The sequence below is a fragment of the Paucibacter sp. XJ19-41 genome (genome assembly GCF_028462495.1).
Lineage (GTDB): Bacteria > Pseudomonadota > Gammaproteobacteria > Burkholderiales > Burkholderiaceae_C > Roseateles_E.
In genome coordinates this window covers 1-17160 of sequence record NZ_JAQOWX010000013.1, presented here as the reverse complement: position 1 = coordinate 17160, position 17160 = coordinate 1, and the positions used below count along the sequence as shown (strand labels likewise).

The 17160-nt window shown below is 66.9% G+C and carries 23 protein-coding genes; 13 read left to right on the top strand and 10 right to left on the bottom strand.

All coding sequences use genetic code 11. The features are described 5' to 3' along the window. The 9 genes from PO768_RS05230 (at position 1) to PO768_RS05190 (ending at position 8762) form a co-directional block, all read left to right on the top strand. Positions 1 to 1083: an ABC transporter ATP-binding protein gene (locus tag PO768_RS05230; RefSeq protein WP_272645198.1), complete on the top strand. Its 1083-nt coding sequence runs from the start codon at positions 1 to 3 to the stop codon at positions 1081 to 1083. Beyond that, on the top strand, positions 1083 to 2204 hold the full coding sequence (locus PO768_RS05225) for an ABC transporter ATP-binding protein (protein ID WP_269839907.1): 1122 nt from the start codon (positions 1083 to 1085) through the stop codon (positions 2202 to 2204). Before PO768_RS05230 ends, PO768_RS05225 begins: the two co-directional genes overlap by 1 nt. Next, a complete protein-coding gene (locus tag PO768_RS05220; protein ID WP_269839908.1) occupies positions 2201 to 3082 on the top strand; it encodes a carbohydrate ABC transporter permease in 882 nt (293 codons plus the stop codon). Before PO768_RS05225 ends, PO768_RS05220 begins: the two co-directional genes overlap by 4 nt. After that, positions 3075 to 3887, top strand: a complete 813-nt coding sequence (locus PO768_RS05215) for a carbohydrate ABC transporter permease (protein ID WP_269839909.1) — start codon at positions 3075 to 3077, stop codon at positions 3885 to 3887. The genes PO768_RS05220 and PO768_RS05215 overlap by 8 nt, the downstream gene beginning before the upstream one ends. Positions 3888 to 3897: 10 nt before the next feature. After that, positions 3898 to 4206 (top strand): DUF2160 domain-containing protein, encoded by a 309-nt coding sequence (locus tag PO768_RS05210; protein WP_137943883.1) that lies wholly within the window; start codon positions 3898 to 3900, stop codon positions 4204 to 4206. Positions 4207 to 4369: 163 nt separating this feature from the next. Then, positions 4370 to 6106 (top strand): ABC transporter substrate-binding protein, encoded by a 1737-nt coding sequence (locus tag PO768_RS05205; RefSeq protein WP_442953179.1) that lies wholly within the window; start codon positions 4370 to 4372, stop codon positions 6104 to 6106. A 414-nt stretch (positions 6107 to 6520) separates the two neighbouring features. Further along, entirely contained in the window at positions 6521 to 6967 is a 447-nt protein-coding gene (locus PO768_RS05200; protein WP_272645196.1) for a CAP domain-containing protein, read from the top strand. A gap of 108 nt (positions 6968 to 7075) precedes the next feature. Further along, the gene (lepB, locus tag PO768_RS05195) at positions 7076 to 7765 is read left to right on the top strand and encodes a signal peptidase I (RefSeq protein WP_272645195.1); all 690 of its coding nucleotides are present in this window, start codon (positions 7076 to 7078) and stop codon (positions 7763 to 7765) included. A 118-nt stretch (positions 7766 to 7883) separates the two neighbouring features. Further along, positions 7884 to 8762, top strand: coding sequence for a dienelactone hydrolase family protein (locus tag PO768_RS05190; protein WP_272645194.1), 879 nt, complete (start codon positions 7884 to 7886; stop codon positions 8760 to 8762). Positions 8763 to 8778: 16 nt separating this feature from the next. On the opposite strand, the gene PO768_RS05185 is transcribed toward PO768_RS05190, so the two are convergent. Beyond that, positions 8779 to 9243, bottom strand: a complete 465-nt coding sequence (locus PO768_RS05185) for a GNAT family N-acetyltransferase (protein ID WP_272645193.1) — start codon at positions 9241 to 9243, stop codon at positions 8779 to 8781. A gap of 226 nt (positions 9244 to 9469) precedes the next feature. Between PO768_RS05185 and PO768_RS05180 the strand changes: the two genes are divergently transcribed. Next, positions 9470 to 10495 (top strand): GGDEF domain-containing protein, encoded by a 1026-nt coding sequence (locus PO768_RS05180; protein WP_272645192.1) that lies wholly within the window; start codon positions 9470 to 9472, stop codon positions 10493 to 10495. Positions 10496 to 10507: 12 nt separating this feature from the next. On the opposite strand, the gene PO768_RS05175 is transcribed toward PO768_RS05180, so the two are convergent. From PO768_RS05175 to PO768_RS05165, 3 genes are read right to left on the bottom strand one after another with little or no spacing between them, the layout of a single operon-like run. Further along, a complete protein-coding gene (locus PO768_RS05175; RefSeq protein ID WP_262971878.1) occupies positions 10508 to 10900 on the bottom strand; it encodes a DUF1801 domain-containing protein in 393 nt (130 codons plus the stop codon). Next, positions 10881 to 11945 (bottom strand): 2-hydroxyacid dehydrogenase, encoded by a 1065-nt coding sequence (locus PO768_RS05170; protein ID WP_272645191.1) that lies wholly within the window; start codon positions 11943 to 11945, stop codon positions 10881 to 10883. Before PO768_RS05170 ends, PO768_RS05175 begins: the two co-directional genes overlap by 20 nt. 20 nt (positions 11946 to 11965) lie before the next feature. Then, positions 11966 to 12496, bottom strand: a complete 531-nt coding sequence (locus PO768_RS05165; RefSeq protein WP_272645190.1) for an NUDIX hydrolase — start codon at positions 12494 to 12496, stop codon at positions 11966 to 11968. Between the two features lie 145 nt (positions 12497 to 12641). On the opposite strand from PO768_RS05165, the gene PO768_RS05160 reads away from it, so the two are divergent. After that, complete coding sequence (locus PO768_RS05160) at positions 12642 to 13121, top strand: DUF4124 domain-containing protein (protein WP_272645189.1); 480 nt, start codon at positions 12642 to 12644, stop codon at positions 13119 to 13121. A gap of 7 nt (positions 13122 to 13128) precedes the next feature. Here PO768_RS05160 and PO768_RS05155 read toward each other — a convergent pair whose 3' ends face one another. Then, positions 13129 to 13467 carry a type II toxin-antitoxin system RelE/ParE family toxin gene (locus tag PO768_RS05155; RefSeq protein ID WP_272645188.1) on the bottom strand — a complete coding sequence of 113 codons (339 nt, stop codon included), beginning with the start codon at positions 13465 to 13467 and terminating at the stop codon, positions 13129 to 13131. Between the two features lie 13 nt (positions 13468 to 13480). Then, on the bottom strand, positions 13481 to 13726 hold the full coding sequence (locus tag PO768_RS05150) for a type II toxin-antitoxin system ParD family antitoxin (RefSeq protein ID WP_272645187.1): 246 nt from the start codon (positions 13724 to 13726) through the stop codon (positions 13481 to 13483). Positions 13727 to 13864: 138 nt separating this feature from the next. Here PO768_RS05150 and PO768_RS05145 point away from each other — a divergent pair, with 138 nt between their 5' ends. After that, complete coding sequence (locus PO768_RS05145) at positions 13865 to 15037, top strand: Fic family protein (protein WP_272645186.1); 1173 nt, start codon at positions 13865 to 13867, stop codon at positions 15035 to 15037. On the opposite strand, the gene PO768_RS29260 is transcribed toward PO768_RS05145, so the two are convergent. Together PO768_RS29260 and PO768_RS05140 are read right to left on the bottom strand one after the other, a co-directional pair. Further along, positions 14964 to 15164 (bottom strand): BBE domain-containing protein, encoded by a 201-nt coding sequence (locus PO768_RS29260; RefSeq protein ID WP_442953178.1) that lies wholly within the window; start codon positions 15162 to 15164, stop codon positions 14964 to 14966. The genes PO768_RS05145 and PO768_RS29260 overlap by 74 nt on opposite strands. Continuing rightward, positions 15161 to 15787: a LysE family translocator gene (locus PO768_RS05140; protein ID WP_272645185.1), complete on the bottom strand. Its 627-nt coding sequence runs from the start codon at positions 15785 to 15787 to the stop codon at positions 15161 to 15163. Before PO768_RS05140 ends, PO768_RS29260 begins: the two co-directional genes overlap by 4 nt. A gap of 80 nt (positions 15788 to 15867) precedes the next feature. Here PO768_RS05140 and PO768_RS05135 point away from each other — a divergent pair, with 80 nt between their 5' ends. After that, on the top strand, positions 15868 to 16335 hold the full coding sequence (locus tag PO768_RS05135; RefSeq protein ID WP_272645184.1) for a tellurite resistance TerB family protein: 468 nt from the start codon (positions 15868 to 15870) through the stop codon (positions 16333 to 16335). A 7-nt stretch (positions 16336 to 16342) separates the two neighbouring features. Here the strand turns inward: PO768_RS05135 and PO768_RS05130 are convergent, their stop codons facing one another. Both PO768_RS05130 and PO768_RS05125 read right to left on the bottom strand, forming a co-directional pair. Next, entirely contained in the window at positions 16343 to 16900 is a 558-nt protein-coding gene (locus tag PO768_RS05130; protein WP_272645183.1) for a DUF7482 domain-containing protein, read from the bottom strand. A gap of 78 nt (positions 16901 to 16978) precedes the next feature. Then, positions 16979 to 17160: hypothetical protein (locus PO768_RS05125; RefSeq protein WP_272645182.1), on the bottom strand; the 182-nt coding region annotated here is incomplete at its 5' end.

Below are 17160 nucleotides of genomic sequence, written 5' to 3'. Positions count from 1 at the left end.
ATGCAACTCGATATGCAGGGCATCAGCCACCGGGTCGGTGCGGCAACGCACCTCTACCCGCTGGACCTGAAGCTGCAAACCGGCGCGGTCACCGTGCTGCTGGGCGCGACCCAGGCCGGCAAGACCACCTTGATGCGATTGATGGCGGGCCTGGACCGGCCCACTGTCGGCCGGGTGATGGCCGACGGCGTCGACGTGACCGGCGTCGCGGTGCGCGAGCGCAATGTCGCTATGGTCTATCAGCAGTTCATCAACTACCCGTCGATGACGGTGCGCGACAACATTGCCTCGCCGCTGAAACTGCGTGGTGGAATGGACCGCGCCGCGATTGCCAAGCAGGTCGACCAACTGGCCGAGCGCCTGCATATCGAGATGCATCTGGCCAAGCTGCCGGCCCAGCTCAGCGGCGGCCCGCAGCAGCGCGTGGCGCTGGCCCGCGCGCGGGCCAAGACCGCCCCGCTGATGCTGCTCGACGAGCCTCTGGTCAATCTGGACTACAAGCTGCGCGAAGAGCTGCGCGAGGAACTGAGCCAGCTCTTCGCCGTCGGCGGCTCCACCGTGGTCTACGCCACCACCGAGCCGGCCGAGGCCTTGCTGCTGGGCGGCTACACGGCCGTGATGGACGCCGGCGAGCTGCTGCAGTACGGGCCGACGGCCGAGGTCTTCCACCGCCCGGCCTCGCTGCGCGTGGCCCGTGCCTTCAGCGATCCGCCGATGAATCTGCTGCCGGCCACCGGCCAGGGCGGCCGCATTGATTTGATGCCGGGCCTGGCCCTGGAGCTGGCGGCCGACATGCCGATTTCAGGTCCGGTGACGGTGGGCGTGCGCGCCAGCGCGCTGCGCGTGCAGACCCGTCCGGGCGATATCGCGATCCAGGGCAGCGTCGAGCTGGCCGAGATATCGGGCTCCGACACCTTTGTCCATGTGCATAGCGAGCTCGGCTCCCTGGTCGCTCAGCTGACCGGCGTGCATTACTTCGACCTGGGCGCGCCGATCACGCTGTACCTGCAGGCCGCGCAGGCCTATGTCTTCGGTGCCGATGGTGCGCTGATGCTGGCACCTGACAGAAAGGCTGGCCACTGATGGCACGCATCGACCTCGACCTGGCCCACGCCTACAAACCCAACCCTCAGCAGGACAGCGACTACGCGCTGCTGCCGCTGAAGATGAGCTTCGATGATGGCGGCGCCTACGCCTTGCTGGGGCCCTCGGGCTGCGGCAAGACCACCATGCTCAACATCATCTCCGGCCTGGTCCAGCCCTCGCATGGCACGGTGACCTTCGACGGCCGCGATGTCACCCGGCTGTCACCGCAGGCGCGCAATATCGCCCAGGTGTTCCAGTTCCCGGTGATCTACGACACGATGACGGTGGCCGAAAACCTGGCCTTCCCGCTGAAGAACCGCGGCGTCGCGCCCGAGAAGATCAAGGCGCGGGTCGGCAAGATCGCCGAGATGCTGGAGATGAGCGGCCAGCTGAACCAGCGCGCCGCCGGCCTGACGGCGGATGCCAAGCAGAAGATCTCGCTGGGCCGCGGCCTGGTGCGCGAGGACGTCTCGGCAGTGCTGTTCGACGAGCCGCTGACCGTGATCGACCCGCATCTGAAATGGCAGCTGCGCCGCAAGCTCAAGCAGATCCACCACGAGCTGAAGCTGACCCTGATCTATGTGACCCACGACCAGGTCGAGGCGCTGACCTTTGCCGACCAGATCGTTGTGATGACGCGCGGCCGCGCGGTCCAGGTCGGCAGTGCCGATGCGCTGTTCGAGAAGCCTCAGCATATGTTTGTCGGCAACTTCATCGGCTCGCCGGGCATGAACTTTCTGCCGGGCCGCTTCAAGGCCGGCGTGCTGCAGATCGCCGGGCAAGACCTGGCCCTGGACTTCGGTGTGCTGTACCAGCAGCTGGAGCGTGCCGGCGAGTTCACGCTGGGCGTGCGGCCCGAGTATGTGGAGCTGGTCGGCGAGGGGGCGGCCGGCGCGCTGCGCGCGACGGTGAGCAAGGTGCAGGACATCGGCACCTACTGGCTGATCAGCGCCCGCGTCGGTGAGGTTGACATCAAGCTGCGCCTGAATGCGCAGGACCGCCCGCCCGCCGCCGGCGACGCGGTCTGGCTGCAGGTGCTGGGAACGCATACCTGCTTCTACGGCCGCGATGAGCAGTTGCTCAACGGTCACCACCCCAAGCAAGAGGCTCATCAATGAAGCCCATCAATCAAAAAGCCTGGTTCCTGGTCCTGCCGGTGTTCCTGTGCGTGGCCTTCTCGGCCATCCTGCCGCTGATGACCGTCGTCAACTACTCGGTGCAGGACATCATCTCGCCCGAGCGCCGCGTCTTTGTCGGCACCGAGTGGTTCGCCGCGATGATGCGCGACGAGGAGCTGCATGCCGCGCTGTGGCGCCAGCTCGGCTTCTCGCTGGCGGTGCTGGCGGTCGAGATCCCGCTGGGCATCGCGCTGGCGTTGTCCATGCCGGCCCAGGGCTGGAAGTCCTCGGCCGTGCTGGTGATGGTGGCGCTGTCGCTGCTGATCCCGTGGAACGTGGTCGGCACCATCTGGCAGATCTATGGCCGTGCCGACATCGGCCTGATGGGCGCCGCGCTGCAATGGCTGGGCATCGACTACAACTACACCGGCAACGCCACCGACGCCTGGCTGACCGTGCTGCTGATGGATGTCTGGCACTGGACGCCGCTGGTGGCCCTGCTGGCCTTCGCCGGCCTGCGCTCGATCCCTGATGCCTACTACCAGGCCGCGCGCATCGACGGGGCGAGCAAGTTTGCGGTGTTCCGCTACATCCAGCTGCCCAAGATGCGCGGCGTGCTGATGATCGCGGTGCTGTTGCGCTTCATGGACAGCTTCATGATCTACACCGAGCCCTTTGTGCTGACCGGCGGCGGGCCCGGCAATGCGACCACCTTCCTGAGCCAGTACCTGACGACCAAGGCGGTCGGCCAGTTCGACCTCGGCCCGGCCGCCGCCTTCTCGCTGATCTATTTCCTGATCATCCTGCTGCTGTGCTTCATTCTCTACAACTGGATGCAGGCCCTCGGCCAGGCTGAAAAGGAGCCGCAACATGGATGAAAAACGTTTCAAGAAGCGCTCGATTTTCCTGATCGCCTACCTGCTGTTCGCTCTGCTGCCCATCTACTGGATGGTCAATATGAGCTTCAAGACGAATGAGGAAATCCTCTCGAGCTTCAGCTTCTTCCCGGACAACTTCACCTGGGCCAACTACGTCACGATCTTCACCGATCCCTCCTGGTACTCGGGCTATATCAACAGCCTGATCTATGTGGGCATCAACACGGTGATCTCGATCAGCGTGGCGCTGCCGGCCGCCTATGCCTTCAGCCGCTACTCTTTCCTGGGCGACAAGCATGTGTTCTTCTGGCTGCTGACCAACCGGATGACGCCGCCGGCGGTGTTCCTCTTGCCCTTCTTCCAGCTCTACACGACGATGGGCATGATGGACACGCACATCGCGGTGGCGCTGGCGCATCTGCTGTTCAATGTGCCGCTGGCGGTGTGGATTCTGGAGGGCTTCATGAGCGGCATCCCGCGCGAGATCGACGAGACCGCCTATATCGACGGCTACAGCTTCCCGCGCTTCTTCGTGACCATCTTCCTGCCGCTGATCAAGGCCGGCGTCGGCGTCGCGGCCTTCTTCTGCTTCATGTTCTCGTGGGTGGAACTGCTGCTGGCCCGCACCCTGACCAGCGTCAACGCCAAGCCCATCGTCGCGACCATGACCCGCACCGTCAGCGCCTCCGGCATGGACTGGGCCACCTTGGCCGCCGCCGGCGTGCTGACCATCGTGCCGGGCGCCATCGTGATCTGGTTTGTCCGCCACTACATCGCGAAGGGTTTCGCGATGGGCCGAGTTTGAGGAGCCGCTGATGTTTGAATGGATGTACTGGACCACGCCGGTGGCGGTGTTCTTCGTCTGCATCGTGCTGATGCTGGCCGGCATGACGGTGTGGGAGCTCAAGTCGCCCACCGTGATGCGCAAGGGCTTTCTGCCGATGAAGACCACGCGCGGTGACCGGCTCTTCATCGGCCTGCTCACGGCCGCCTATATCAACCTGGCCTTTGTCGGCCTGTCCGGCCGCATGGCCGAGTGGTGGGCGCTGGAGAGCGATCCCAGCATCTGGATCAGCTTCGTGATCTCGATGGCGGTGCTGGCCCTGATCATGCGCAAGGGCTGAGCGCGGACCGAGGGCAAGCCCTGCGGCTTGCCCGACGCCGTGCGAAGGATCGGGCGCCTGCAAGCGCTCGAGCTAGACGGGTTTGATGGATTCGGCCCCCTCCTCCCCCGGGGCCGCATCACGCTGTTCGGGGGATTCATCAGAGGAGACAAGAGTAATGATGATGCAGCACAAGAAGTTTTCAGCGCTGGCCGTCGCCGCCGCGCTGGCCGTTGGGGCGTCCGGCGCCTGGGCCGGCGAGCCCGAGGCCAAGAAGTGGATCGACGCCGAGTTCCAGCCCAGCACGCTGAGCAAGGACCAGCAGATGGCCGAGATGAAGTGGTTCATCGAAGCGGCCAAGAAGCTGCAGGCCAAGGGCGTCAAGGAGATCTCGGTGGTGTCCGAGACCATCACCACCCACGAGTACGAGGCCAAGACCCTGGCCAAGGCCTTCAGCGAGATCACCGGCATCACGGTCAAGCACGACCTGATCCAGGAAGGCGATGTGGTCGAGAAGCTGCAGACCTCGATGCAGTCCGGCAAGAGCATCTACGACGGCTGGATCTCCGACTCCGACCTGATCGGTACCCACTACCGCTACGGCAAGATCATGAACCTCACCGACTACATGGCCGGTGCGGGCAAGGAATACACCAACCCCGGTCTGGACCTGAAGGACTTCATCGGTACCAGCTTCACGACCGCGCCTGACGGCAAGCTCTACCAGCTGCCCGACCAGCAGTTCGCCAACCTCTACTGGTTCCGTGCCGACCTGTTCGCGCGCAAGGACCTGCAGGACAAGTTCAAGGCCAAGTACGGCTACGACCTCGGCGTGCCGCTGAACTGGAGCGCCTACGAGGACATCGCGGCCTTCTTCAGCGAAGACGTCAAGACCATCGACGGCAAGCCCATCTACGGTCATATGGACTACGGCAAGAAGGACCCGTCGCTGGGCTGGCGCTTCACCGATGCCTGGCTGTCGATGGCCGGCACCGCCGACAAGGGCATCCCGAACGGCATGCCGGTCGACGAGTGGGGCATCCGAGTCGCGGCCGACAAGTGCACGCCGGTGGGCGCCTCGGTGGCCCGTGGCGGCGCCACCAACTCGCCCGCCGCCGTCTACGCGCTGACCAAGTACGTGGACTGGATGAAGAAGTACGCGCCCAAGGAAGCCACCGGCATGACCTTCGGCGAAGCCGGCCCGGTGCCCGCCCAGGGCCAGATCGCGCAGCAGATCTTCTGGTACACCGCCTTCACCGCCGACATGACCAAGCCGGGCCTGCCGGTGGTCAATGCCGACGGCACGCCGAAGTGGCGCATGGCGCCCGGCCCGAACGGCCCGTACTGGAAGGAAGGCATGCAGAACGGCTACCAGGACGTGGGCAGCTGGACCTTCTTCGCCAACCACGACGCCAACAAGACGGCCGCCGCCTGGCTCTATGCCCAGTTCGTCACCGCCAAGACCACCAGCCTGAAGAAGACCATCGTCGGCCTGACCCCGATCCGCGAATCGGACATCCGCTCCAAGGCGATGACCGATATGGCGCCCAAGCTCGGTGGCCTGGTCGAGTTCTACCGCAGCCCCGCTCGCGTGGCCTGGACGCCCACCGGCACCAACGTCCCCGACTACCCGAAGCTGGCCCAGCTGTGGTGGAAGAACGTGGCCCAGGCCGTCACCGGCGAGAAGACCCCGCAAGGCGCGATGGACACGCTGGCCGAGGAAATGGACCAGGTGATGGGCCGTCTGGAGCGCGCCGGCATGGCCAAGTGCGCGCCCAAGCTCAACAAGAAGGAAACCAACGCCAAGTGGCTGAGCGACAAGGGCGCCCCGTGGGCCAAGCTGGCCAACGAGAAGCCTAAGGGCGAGACCATCGCCTATGACAAGCTGCTGAATGCTTGGAAGGAAGGACGCGTGCGTTAAGCACTCCTTGCACGGCTCACCCAAGAAGCAAAGCGTCGCCCTCGGGCGGCGCTTTTTTCTGGGTGCGCCAATGCAGACACAAGCTCAACGAAGACGAACGAGTGGCCCTTCCCTGGCCGGTGCGCAACAGACCAGCTGGCAATCTGTGAGCCCTGTGTTGCCGGCGTAAGCAGCTGTTGCGCCCGTGGCAAATTTGGGCGAATGGCGGCATCGCGATCGGGACAATCGCGCCCCATGCCTCAGCCCCCAATCCTCCCTCCCACGCTTGTCCGCGCCCTGTCAGTGCTGGCCCTGTGTTCCAGCCTGCTGCTGGCAGCCTGTGGCGGCGGCGGCAATGACGAGCCCCCGAGCAGCGCAGCTGAGGCTTCAGCCCCTGCCGCATCCGCCCCGGCGGCGCCTGCACAGGCCGCCGCCGTGCAGTGCGAGCTGCCCGACTTCCAGGCCGAGTTGCTGCGTCTGGTCAATGACAGGCGCGCCCGTGGCGCGGTCTGCGGCGCAGAGACATTCGTGGCCGCGCCGGCGCTGGTCTGGCAGAGCTCGATAGCGCAGGCCGCTGCCCGGCATTCGCAGGACATGGTGGACAAGAGCTTCTTCAGCCACACCGGCTCGGACGGCAGCAGCGCTGGCCAGCGCCTCAGCGCCAGTGGCTACGCCTGGAGCCGCTGGGGCGAGAACATTGCATATGGCTACAGCAGTAGTGCGGCGGTGGTCGACGGCTGGATGAAGAGCGAGGGCCATTGCCGCAACCTGATGAGCCCGGCCTTCAGCGAGATGGGGCTGGCCTGTGCGCGGCAGAGCCAGAGCAATCCCGGTAGCACGGTGAACTGGGCTTGGACCCAGGTGCTGGCAACGCCGCGCTAGGGCCGGCCGGCCATTCATACAAGCCAACCCTCAGCTCGCCGCCGCCGGCTCGCGGCGGCCGCCCGGGCCGGCCACACTGGGCGCCATGTTCTTCTTCGGGCGCTGTCCATGAATGCAGATGTCAAGCCGGCCACCAACTGGCTAAAGGCCAACCGGGGCTTCCTCGTCTTCCTGCTGTGCTTCGGGCTGCTGCGCACGGCTATCGCCGACTGGAACCCGGTGCCTAGCGCCTCGATGCGGCCCAGCATCCTGGAGGGCGATGTGGTGCTGGTGAACCGGCTCGCCTATGACGCCAAGCTGCCGCTCAGCGAGATCAGCCTGGCCCGGCTCGGCGAGCCGCAGCGCGGCGACATAGTCACCTTTTCCGCGCCGACGACCGGCGTGCTGCTGATCAAGCGCCTGGTGGCGCTGCCGGGCGACACGGTCGAGCTGCGCGACGGCCGCCTGCTGATCAATGGCGAGGCGGCGCATTACAGCGCTGCGGAGCCGGCGCTCGAAACCCTGGGGCCCGGCCGGGTGCTGGCGGTGACGCGCAGCACCGAGACGGTGGCGGGCAGCAGCCGGCGCGTCCAGCATCTGTCGGGCCTGTACGCCGCCGGGCAGTTCGGGCCGCTGCGGGTGCCGGCCGAGCATTACTTCATGCTGGGCGACAACCGCGACAACAGCGTGGACTCGCGCTTCATCGGCGCCGTGCCGCGCCGCCTGCTGGTGGGCCGGGCGCATCACATCCTGCTGTCGGCCGACATCACCGACCGCTGGCAGCCGCGCTGGGAGCGCGTGGCGGCGGCACTGCGCTGATCGCGGTCCGCTGCGCCGGGGGGCGACTCCGGCGGCGGCGTTTGTGCGAGCATGTCGCTACCTCGCGGCACACAAGACCTGACCTGACAGGCCGGCGCTGCATCGACGGAGACAAGACATGACCCCCACGATGACCGCTGCCAGCTGGCGCATCCGCCTTGCCGCAGTGCTGCTGCCCGCCGTGAGCCTGACCGCCTGCGGCGGCGGCGACGATCAGGAGACCCTGGTCACCCGCGTCAGCTATCTCTCGCTCGATCCGGTCAAGCCGCTGGCGGTGCCGGCCGAGCTGCGTGTGCCGCCCGGCCCGCCGCGCCCCGCCGTGGTCATCGTGCATGGCAGCAGCGGCATCGACAGCCGCGGCGTCTCCTACGCCAAGGAGCTCAACGCGGCCGGCATCGCGACCCTGGAGATCGATATGTGGGGTGCGCGCGGCATCAGCGGTGCGGCCGGCCGGCCCAGCGGTGTGCCCGAGACCCTGCCCGATGCCTATGGCGCGCTGAAGTTCCTGGCCGGCCTGCCCAGCATCGACAGCAAGCGAATCGGCATCATGGGCTTTTCCTGGGGCGGCGTCGTGACGATGCTGACCGCGACCCGGCCCTACACCGAGCAGTACATGGCCGGCACCGGCCTGGCCTTCGTCGCCCACGCGCCCAACTATCCCGTCTGTTGGGTCTACAACCGTGTGCCCGGCTACGGCTTTGCCAGCCTGACCGGCGCCAAGGTCTTCCTGCAGGGCGGCGGGCTCGATACCTACGACCTGCCCGACACCTGTCCCAAGCTGGCCGAGCAGGCCACCGTGCCGGCAGGGCTGCTGAGCGTCAAGATGTATGCCGACGCCACCCACGGCTTCGACCGCACGGAAGACCCGGTCACGATCAACGACCCCTTCGCCCATCTGGGCCGTGGCGGCCCGGTGCTGATGGCGCCCAACCCGGCGGCCGCCACGCAGGCACGCGCCGCCACGACGGCGTTCTTCAAGACCCAGTTCGGCCTGTAGGGCGGCCGCCGCCGCGTCAGACCGTCAGCACCGCCAGCATGTCCTCACCCTCCGCATCCAGCCCCTGCTCGACAAAGCCGTGGCGGGCATAGAGCCGGCGTGAGCCCTCGTTGCCGGGGTGGTAGCAGATCTCGATCTCGCGCAGGCCGGGTCGGCTGCGGATCTCGGCGATGGCCAGTTGCAGCGCCCGGCTGCCCAGCCCCTGGCCCTGCAGCGCTGCGCTGACCATGAAGCGCCAGATCGAGATGCGCTCGGCCGTCTCTGGCACCCACATCATGAAGCCGGCGACCTGCTCGCCGAGGTAGATGGCGCGTGCGACATAGCCGGGGTTGTAGGCCGCCTCGACCAGGGACCAGCAGTTGTCGGCCAGCATGCGCTGCTGCTCGGGCGGCAGCGGCAGATCACAGACGGCCTCGTAATTGTCCTTCGTCACCGGCCGCAGGCTGATCTCGGCCGGGTCCGGGCGTGTTGCCTGGTTCATTGTTGTGTTCCTCCGGATGCGATTGTCGGGCCGCAGTCGCGCGCAACTGCCTCAGCCATTCCTTTTTGGCAAGCTCCCATAAGCAAGGACAACAGTGGGCCTTGATGCCGCACCGCCTTGGGTCATACTGGGCTGGCAAGAAGAGAAGAACTGCCTTGGGATGTCTATGACGAGCAATACACGAACATCCGCAGGCCTCCCCAGCGTGCTCAAGCAGCTGGGGAAGATGACGGCGATCCGTGACACCTATCTGGTCGAGCAAAGCCTGCTGCGCACCTTGGGGCCTTTGCTGGGGGTCAGCGAGACCTCGCTGTACCGAGTCGACGAGCATGGCGAGGTGCTGCGGGCGCTGCATCACTCGCGCCGCATCGAGGCGCAGCAGGACGGCGTGCAGCGCGTCGCCGAGCAGGTGGAAGAGGTCACCAATGAGCAGCGCCTGCCCGAGGAGGTGCAGACCCTGTTCGAGAACGTCCGGATGCTGGACAAGTCCTGCAGCCGCAGCGACGGCGGCGAGGGTTTCATCGTCTGCTACCCCATCCATGGTGGCGACGAGATCTGCGGCTACTTCGTGCTGCGGCGCGAGCGCGAGATCACGCCGATGGAAGACGCCATCGTGCTGGGCGTGCTGGAGGTGTTCACCAACTTCTATGCCCTGCTCGACACCAGCCAGCGCGACCGCCTGACCGGCCTGCTGAACCGCTACTCGCTGGAGCTCAATCTCGACCGCCTCTGGAACCTGCTCTACGCCCGCCTGCACGAGCCTGCGCCGCCCGAGCCCGGCGTGGCGCGGCGCGAGCCGCTGCCGCAGCGCTACTGGCTGGGCGTGATGGATGTGGACCACTTCAAGAAGATCAACGATGGCTATGGCCACATGATCGGCGACGAGGTGTTGATCGTCGTGTCCCGGCTGCTGAAGGCGGCGTTCCGGCGCTCCGATCTGATCTACCGCTACGGCGGCGAGGAGTTCATCGCCATCATCGCGGCCAATGATCTGGAGTCGGCGACGCTGGCCTTCGAGCGCGCGCGCAAGAAGATCGAGAGCTTCAAGTTCCCGCGCGTCGGCCAGGTCACGATCAGCGGCGGCTTCAGCGGCGCCGATCCGGTGGTGCTGCCGCAGGAGGTCATCAACCGCGCCGACAGCGCGCTCTACGAAGCCAAGCGGGGCGGCCGCAACCGCATCTGCCACTACGAGAGCCTGATCCAGCAGGGCGCGCTGAAAGAGGTCAGCCCGGGCAGCGTCGATCTGTTCTGAGCGGGCGGCCGCTCAGCGTCGCGATTTGGCAGCGGCCTTCGCCGCCTGGCCGGCCTCGGCCGCCGCGAAGGCCAGCTCCAGGTACTCGCGCACATTCTTCTTGAACAGATCACCGATCTTCTCCAGCTTGATGTGGCGCCGGTGCTTGCCCTCGCCCTCCAGCACCTGGTGCCGGTCGGCCAGCGCCGCGCCCTGGCTGAACTCCAGCGCCAGATGGCGCTCGTAGGAGAACAGCGCACAGACCGGCGCGCCCGCCGAGAACAGCAGGCCGCCGTAGCGCACCTCCTCGCGCAGCCGTGGCCCGGCGGTGTGGATCAGCTTGCGCACCCGCTCGACCAGCTCATAGCGCTGTGCATCGACACGGCGCAGTTCGTTCAGGAAATCGTCAACGGGTTCGGGATTCATCGCGGGGCAACTCAGGCACAAGTACCGATTGCACCACAGGCACAGGATGCAGCGGCAGCCCCGTGCGTTCGAAGCTCTGCAGATTGGCCAGCGTCGTCGCGGCGATCGCGCTGAGCGCGTCGGCGGTGAAAAAGCCCTGGTGGCCGGTGATCAGCACATTCGGGAAGGTCAGCAGCCGCGCGAACACATCGTCCTGCAAGGCAGCAGCCGACAGGTCGCGGAAGAACAGCGTACCCTCTTCCTCGTAGACGTCCAGCCCCAGCCCGCCCAGCTGCCCGGTCTTCAGCGCCGCGATCGCCGCGCCGGCATCGACCACCGCGCCCCGGCTGGTGTTCAGCAGCAGCGCGCCGCGCTTCATGCCGGCCAGTGCGGCCGCGTCGATCAGGTGGCGCGTCTGCGGCGTCAGCGGGCAGTGCAGGCTCACCACATCGCTGGCCGCCAGCAGCTCAGCCAGCGAGGCCACATAACGCATGCCCATGGCCTCGCAAGCCGGATTCGGCTGCGGGTCCAGGCCCAGCAGCTGACAGCCAAAGCCCGGCCCCAGGATGCGCGCAAAGCACTCCCCGATCTTGCCGGTGCCCACCACGCCCACCGTGCGCCCGTGCAGATCGAAGCCAAGCAGGCCGTCGAGTGCGAAATTGCCCTCGCGCACCCGGGCGTGTGCCCGGTGGATCTTGCGATTCAGCGTCAGCAACAAGGCCACCGTGTGCTCGGCCACCGCATGGGGCGAGTACTCCGGCACCCGCGCCACCTGCAGCCCGAGCCTTGCCGCCGCCGCCAGGTCCACCTGATTGAAGCCGGCGCAGCGCAGCACGATCAGCCGCACACCCAGCTGTTGCAGCCGCTCCAGTACCGGCGCGTCCAGCCGGTCATTGACGAAGGCGCACACCCCCTGCGCCCCGGCCGCGGCCGCCACGGTGTTCAGGTCCAGGCCCGCGTCGAGATAGGTGAACTGGTAGTGCGCACCCCCCGGATCGGCGGCCACCCGCGCACGTTCGAGGAACTCGCGGTCGGAGGGGCGGGCGCTGAAGATGGTGAGGTTCATGCGGCACCGTAGCACGAGGCTCAGTGCGAAGTCGGTGCGGTGGGGGGGTGATCGTCGTGCACGATGTGTTGAATGGCGGCGTTGCTGCTGGGCTTGCTCAGTTGGCCGGCAAGGAAGGCGGGGCGCAGATCCAGGCCGGCCAGTTCATGACGCTGAAACCAGCGGAAGCTCAGGCGGACTGCAGTGGCGGGGTCGCCGTTGAGACCGCCGCTGTTTTCCCAGCGCTCGAACGAGGGCATGCTAAGCAATGCCGACTCGTCCGGCAGGGCGACCGCGAAATGCAGCTCCAGCCCATGCTGTTGCCGCCCGCGATAGCTGAACAGGTTCTCAACCACCGACTCCAGCCGCTCCACCCGAACCTCGCTGCTGAGTTCTTCCTGCATTTCGCGCCGCACCGCCGCCTCCGCCGTCTCGCCGATCTCGACCCGGCCGCCTGGCAAGGCCCAGAACGGATCGTCGCCGACGCGATGAAGCAGTACGCGCTCGCCGTCGCGGATGATGGCGGCCGCGCGCAGATGGAAGCGCCAGGGGCCGGCGTCGAAGGAGATCATCGAGTGGTTTGTCATCGAGTCGGGATGCTACACATCCCCGTGCTGCTGTTTTGGGTGCAAGTGCATCTCGATATTTGCCGGGCAGAATCCGCTGAAGCACCCAAACAAGAGCCGTCCCTACACGGACCCAAGGAGGCCGTCGCCCATGTTCCCCATCAAGACGCTTCGGTACTGCCTTCCCGCCCTGGCATTCGCGGCCTGCACCGGCCAAGCCCAGACGCTCGACAAGTCCCGCATCGTCTACCGCTGCGAGCATCAAGGCAAGATCACTTATGCCGATGAGCCCTGCGTCGGTGCCAAGGAGGTCGATGTCACGCCGACCCAGGGCCTGGACAAGTCCAGCGGCGTCAGCCGCAAGGGCGCCGAGGTGCGGCGCGACGAGCATCGGCGCCAGCTGGTGCAGGCGCTCAAGCCGCTGGATGGGCGCATGGACGAGAAGCGCTTTGATCAGTTGGTTCATCGCCAGCCGCTCAGCCCCGAGGCCCAGCGCGCCTGCCGCCAGCTTGATCAGCAGCTGCCGCAGCTCAAGGCCGCCGAGGCGAGCGCCGGTACCGAGTCCGCGAAAGCACAGGCCGAAGTAAGTCTGTTCCGCGCCCGCAAGGCCTTCAAGGATCTGCGCTGCTAGTCGCGAGTCAGGCGATGTCGTCGCCATCGGCCGGCTGCATCCACGCCGGCACATCCCGTTTGCCATGCAGCACCCGCCACACATCGATGTAGTCGGCGCGCTCAAGGTAGAAGACCAGATAGGGATATCGGGTCAGCGGCCATGAGCGCAGCCCGGGCAGGTTCAGCTCATGGGCATAGCGCGGCGAGCCGGTGGCCGGGTAGTGTGCGATGTGGCGATAGGCCTGCTCAAGCGCGTCGACAAAACCGAGCGCGGCGGACTCCGCGCCTTCGTTCAAATAGTGGCTCAAAGCCTCGTCGACATCGCGCTCGGCCGCTGCGCGCGCGATGATGGGCTTGGCTGTCATGCGGCCGGGCGGGCTAACGGGGCTTGGCTGCCTGGCGTGCCCGCTCCCGCAGCCGATCAAAGTAGGCGCCGTCCGCGGCAGTGTCGGATGGCGCCGAGCTGGCGCCCTCCAGCAGCAGCGCGCGCAACTGCAGCCGGTCCTGATCCTTGCGTATCAGCTCGCGTACATATTCGCTGCTGGTGCCATAGCCGCGCTCGCTGACCTGCTCGTCCACAAAGGACTTGAGCGAGTCAGGCAGGGAGATATTCATCGTGCTCATGGCCCGAGAATAGTGAGATTGGCAAATTTTGGCAAATGACCAAAAAGACGGGCTGTGCGGGGATTGGCTTCTTGATTGACCGCAGAATTTGCGGTGTTAATTGCCGCTGCGGCAATTAACCCTCACAATCGCCGCATTATGAGCGGCGAATCAACCCCGGCCTGGACGGTTTTGGCGTCTCGGGCCTATATCTGGCAGCACCCACAGTGGCCTCACTGGCGTTACGACCTGGCCCAACTGGCGGCACCGCTGGCCCGGGTCAGTCAGGCTCAGGGGCATTTGCTGGGCCGGCTGGCCGATGTGGGCTTGGGGCTGCGCGACCGCGCCTGCCTGACGGCGCTGACCGAAGACGTGTTGAAGACCAGTGAGATCGAGGGCGAGCTGCTGGACCTGGAGACCGTGCGCTCCTCGCTGGCGCGGCGGCTGGGTGTCGATGTCGGTGCGCTGCTGCCGGTGGATCACCATGTCGAGGGCGTGGTGGACATGGTGCTGGATGCTACCGGCAAGGCCCAGGCCCCGCTGAGCTTGGAGCGGCTGTGCGGCTGGCATGCGGCGCTGTTCCCGACCGGGCGCAGCGGCCTGCAGAAGATTGCCGTCGGCGTCCTGCGCAGCGATGCGGACGGCCCGATGCGCGTGGTCTCGGGGCCGGACTACCGCGAGACGGTTCATTTCGTGGCGCCGCCCGCAGCCCGCCTGGCTGCCGAGATGGCGGAGTTCATGGCCTGGGCAGAGGATGTGACGGACGCCACGCCTGCGCTGATCAAGGCGGGTCTGGCGCATCTATGGTTCGTGACTCTGCACCCCTTTGATGATGGCAACGGCCGTATCGCCCGTGCCATCGGCGATCTGATGCTGGCGCGGGCCGATGGCAGCAGCCAGCGCTTCTACAGCTTGTCGGGCCAGATTCAACGCAGCCGCAAGGACTACTACGAGGTGCTGGAGCGCACCCAGAAAGGTGGCACGCTGGACGTGACGCCGTGGCTGTGCTGGTTTCTCCAGGAGCTGGGCGAGGCCGTTGCCAGCGCAGGCGCGACCTTGGACAGGGTGCTGACCAAGGCGCGCTTTTGGCAGCACTGGTCCGGCGTGGCTTTCAACCAGCGTCAGCTCAAGGTGCTGAACCGTCTGCTAGACGGTTTCGATGGGCATCTGAGCAACAAGAAATGGGCGGCGCTGTGCAAATGTTCGGCCGATACCGCGCTGCGCGACATCACCCAGTTGCTGGCGCAGCAGGTCTTGATCAAGGGCGAGGGTGCTGGCCGCAGCAGCCACTATGTGCTGGCGGCCCTGGTCGAGCCGGCTCGACAGCCCTGAATGCTGCGCAGCCAGGGCCAGCCCGTACAAGCCCCTGCGCCTGCCCGAACACCCGCTGCGGATCGATATGCGCCTTGATCTGCTGCAGCCGCGCCAGATTGCTGCCGTAGTTGCTTGGCGGCCTCAGCGATCCGCGCGCCGATAGGCCGCCAGCGATGCGGCCAGCGCCAGCATGGTGCCGGCCGATAGCCGGTTGAGCCAGCGCATCCCGTGGACGCTCAAATAGCGGGCGACCTGCGCGCCGCCGGCGGCATAGAGGGTCAGCACCAGCACATCCAGCGCGATCGTGGTCGCCGCCAGCAGCAGGTATTGGGCCAGCTGCGGGGCGGCCGGATCAATGAACTGGGGCAGGAAGGCGGAGAAGAACAGCAGGCCTTTGGGATTGGACAGGGCCACCGTCAGGCTGCGCACAAAGGCCTGTCGGGGTGCGGTGGCCGGCGCTGCGGCCCGGTTGGCGAGGGCCACCGGCTGGCTGCGCCACAGCTGCACGGCCAGCCACAGCAGATAGAACGCGCCCAGCCACTTCAGCGCGAGGAACAGGGTCTCCGAGGCGGCCAGCAGGGCGCCCAGCCCGAGTGCGACGGCGGCTATCAGCACCAGGTCCGACAGCGCGGCGCCGGCAATACCCATCGCGGCCAGCCGCCAGTTGCGCGTCGTGCCATTGGCCAGTGCGAGCAGGGTGGTCGGGCCGGGCGTCAGCGTCACCACGAAACAGGCGAACAGGTACAGGGTCAGGACGCTGAGTGACATGGCGGCGATCGGGGGAGGGGCGACGCCGCGCTTATACCTCGGCCCGCAGCGCGGCCCGCCGCCATGCCATCATCCGGCCCATGCTGAAAACCCTCAAAGACCTGTTCGACAGCCTGCTGCCGCCGACAGCCAACGCCGATCCGGCCGCCACGGAGCACGCGCTGCAGCTGGCCACTGCGGTGATGCTGGTCGAGGTGATGCGCGCCGACCCGAGCTTTCATGCCGGCGAGCGCGAGGCGGTGCTGGCGGCGCTGCGCGACAAGTTCGCGCTCGATGCCGACGAGGCGGCCCGGCTGGCCGAGCTGGCCGAGGTCACGGCCAAGGATGCCACCGATCTGTTCGGCTTCACCTCGCGCATCAACGAGCGCTTCGAGATGCCGCAGAAGCTGCGCATGGTCGAGCATATGTGGCGCGTGGCCTATGCCGACGGCCATCTGAGCGCACACGAGCGCCATGTGCTGTGGCGCATCGCCGATCTGCTGCATGTGCCGCAGGGCGCTTACGTCAACGCGCGGCTGCGGGTGCAGGCCGAGGCGGGCGCCGCCTGAGAGCCACTCAGCGCAGGGCCGGCAAGGCCCCGCCGCGTTCGGTGCGCAGCACCGGGCAGTTGATGATGATGGGGGTCATCGTCAGGCTGACCTCGCCGCGCTCTTCGGCGACCAGTACGGCCTCCTCGGAATCCAGCAGCCGCACCGTGCGGCCGTCGCGCCAGCGCACCTCGACGATGCGCCACAGCGGGCTGTAGCTGCTGTCCTTGCTGGCCGGGCCTACCGGACGTGGCACCGAGGCGAACACGCTGGCCTGCTGCTTGTCGACAAACTTGTACACCCGCTCCAGCACGCTGCGTTGCCCGGGGCGGCGCGGCTCATCGGGCAGGGCGTCGCCCAGGCGAGGCGCATGGTTGATGCCCAGGGCTTGGGCCATCGCGGCGTCATTCACGTCGGTGCTGATGTACTGCACCCGCTGGCCCTCGAACCAGGCTTGTTGCAGCGGCAGCGCGGCATAGCCGGTGGGCCATTGGGCGCAGCCGGTCAGGGCCAGGGCCGTCAGCGCGGCGCCCAACCGCAGCGCGGGGAGAGACAGAGGCAGGCCTCGGAAGGGTCGGGTGGGCATGGGAGCTCCTGGTGATGACGCAGCCCGCTTGGTCGTGGCTGCGCCTGCTCAGCTTACGCGGCTGCGGGCTGGAGTCTTTCAGAGCCGCTGCAGCAGCAGCCGCTCGGCCAGCTCGCGCTGCGCCACCGGCAGCGCGGCCGCCTGGTCCAGCGTGCGCAGCACCGCGTCGCAGGACGGGGTGCGAGCGCCGCCATCCTCGACCCAGACCCGGCCAAGCAGGCCCGGCGCATGGCCGCCCAAGGTGCGACGCACCACCTCCA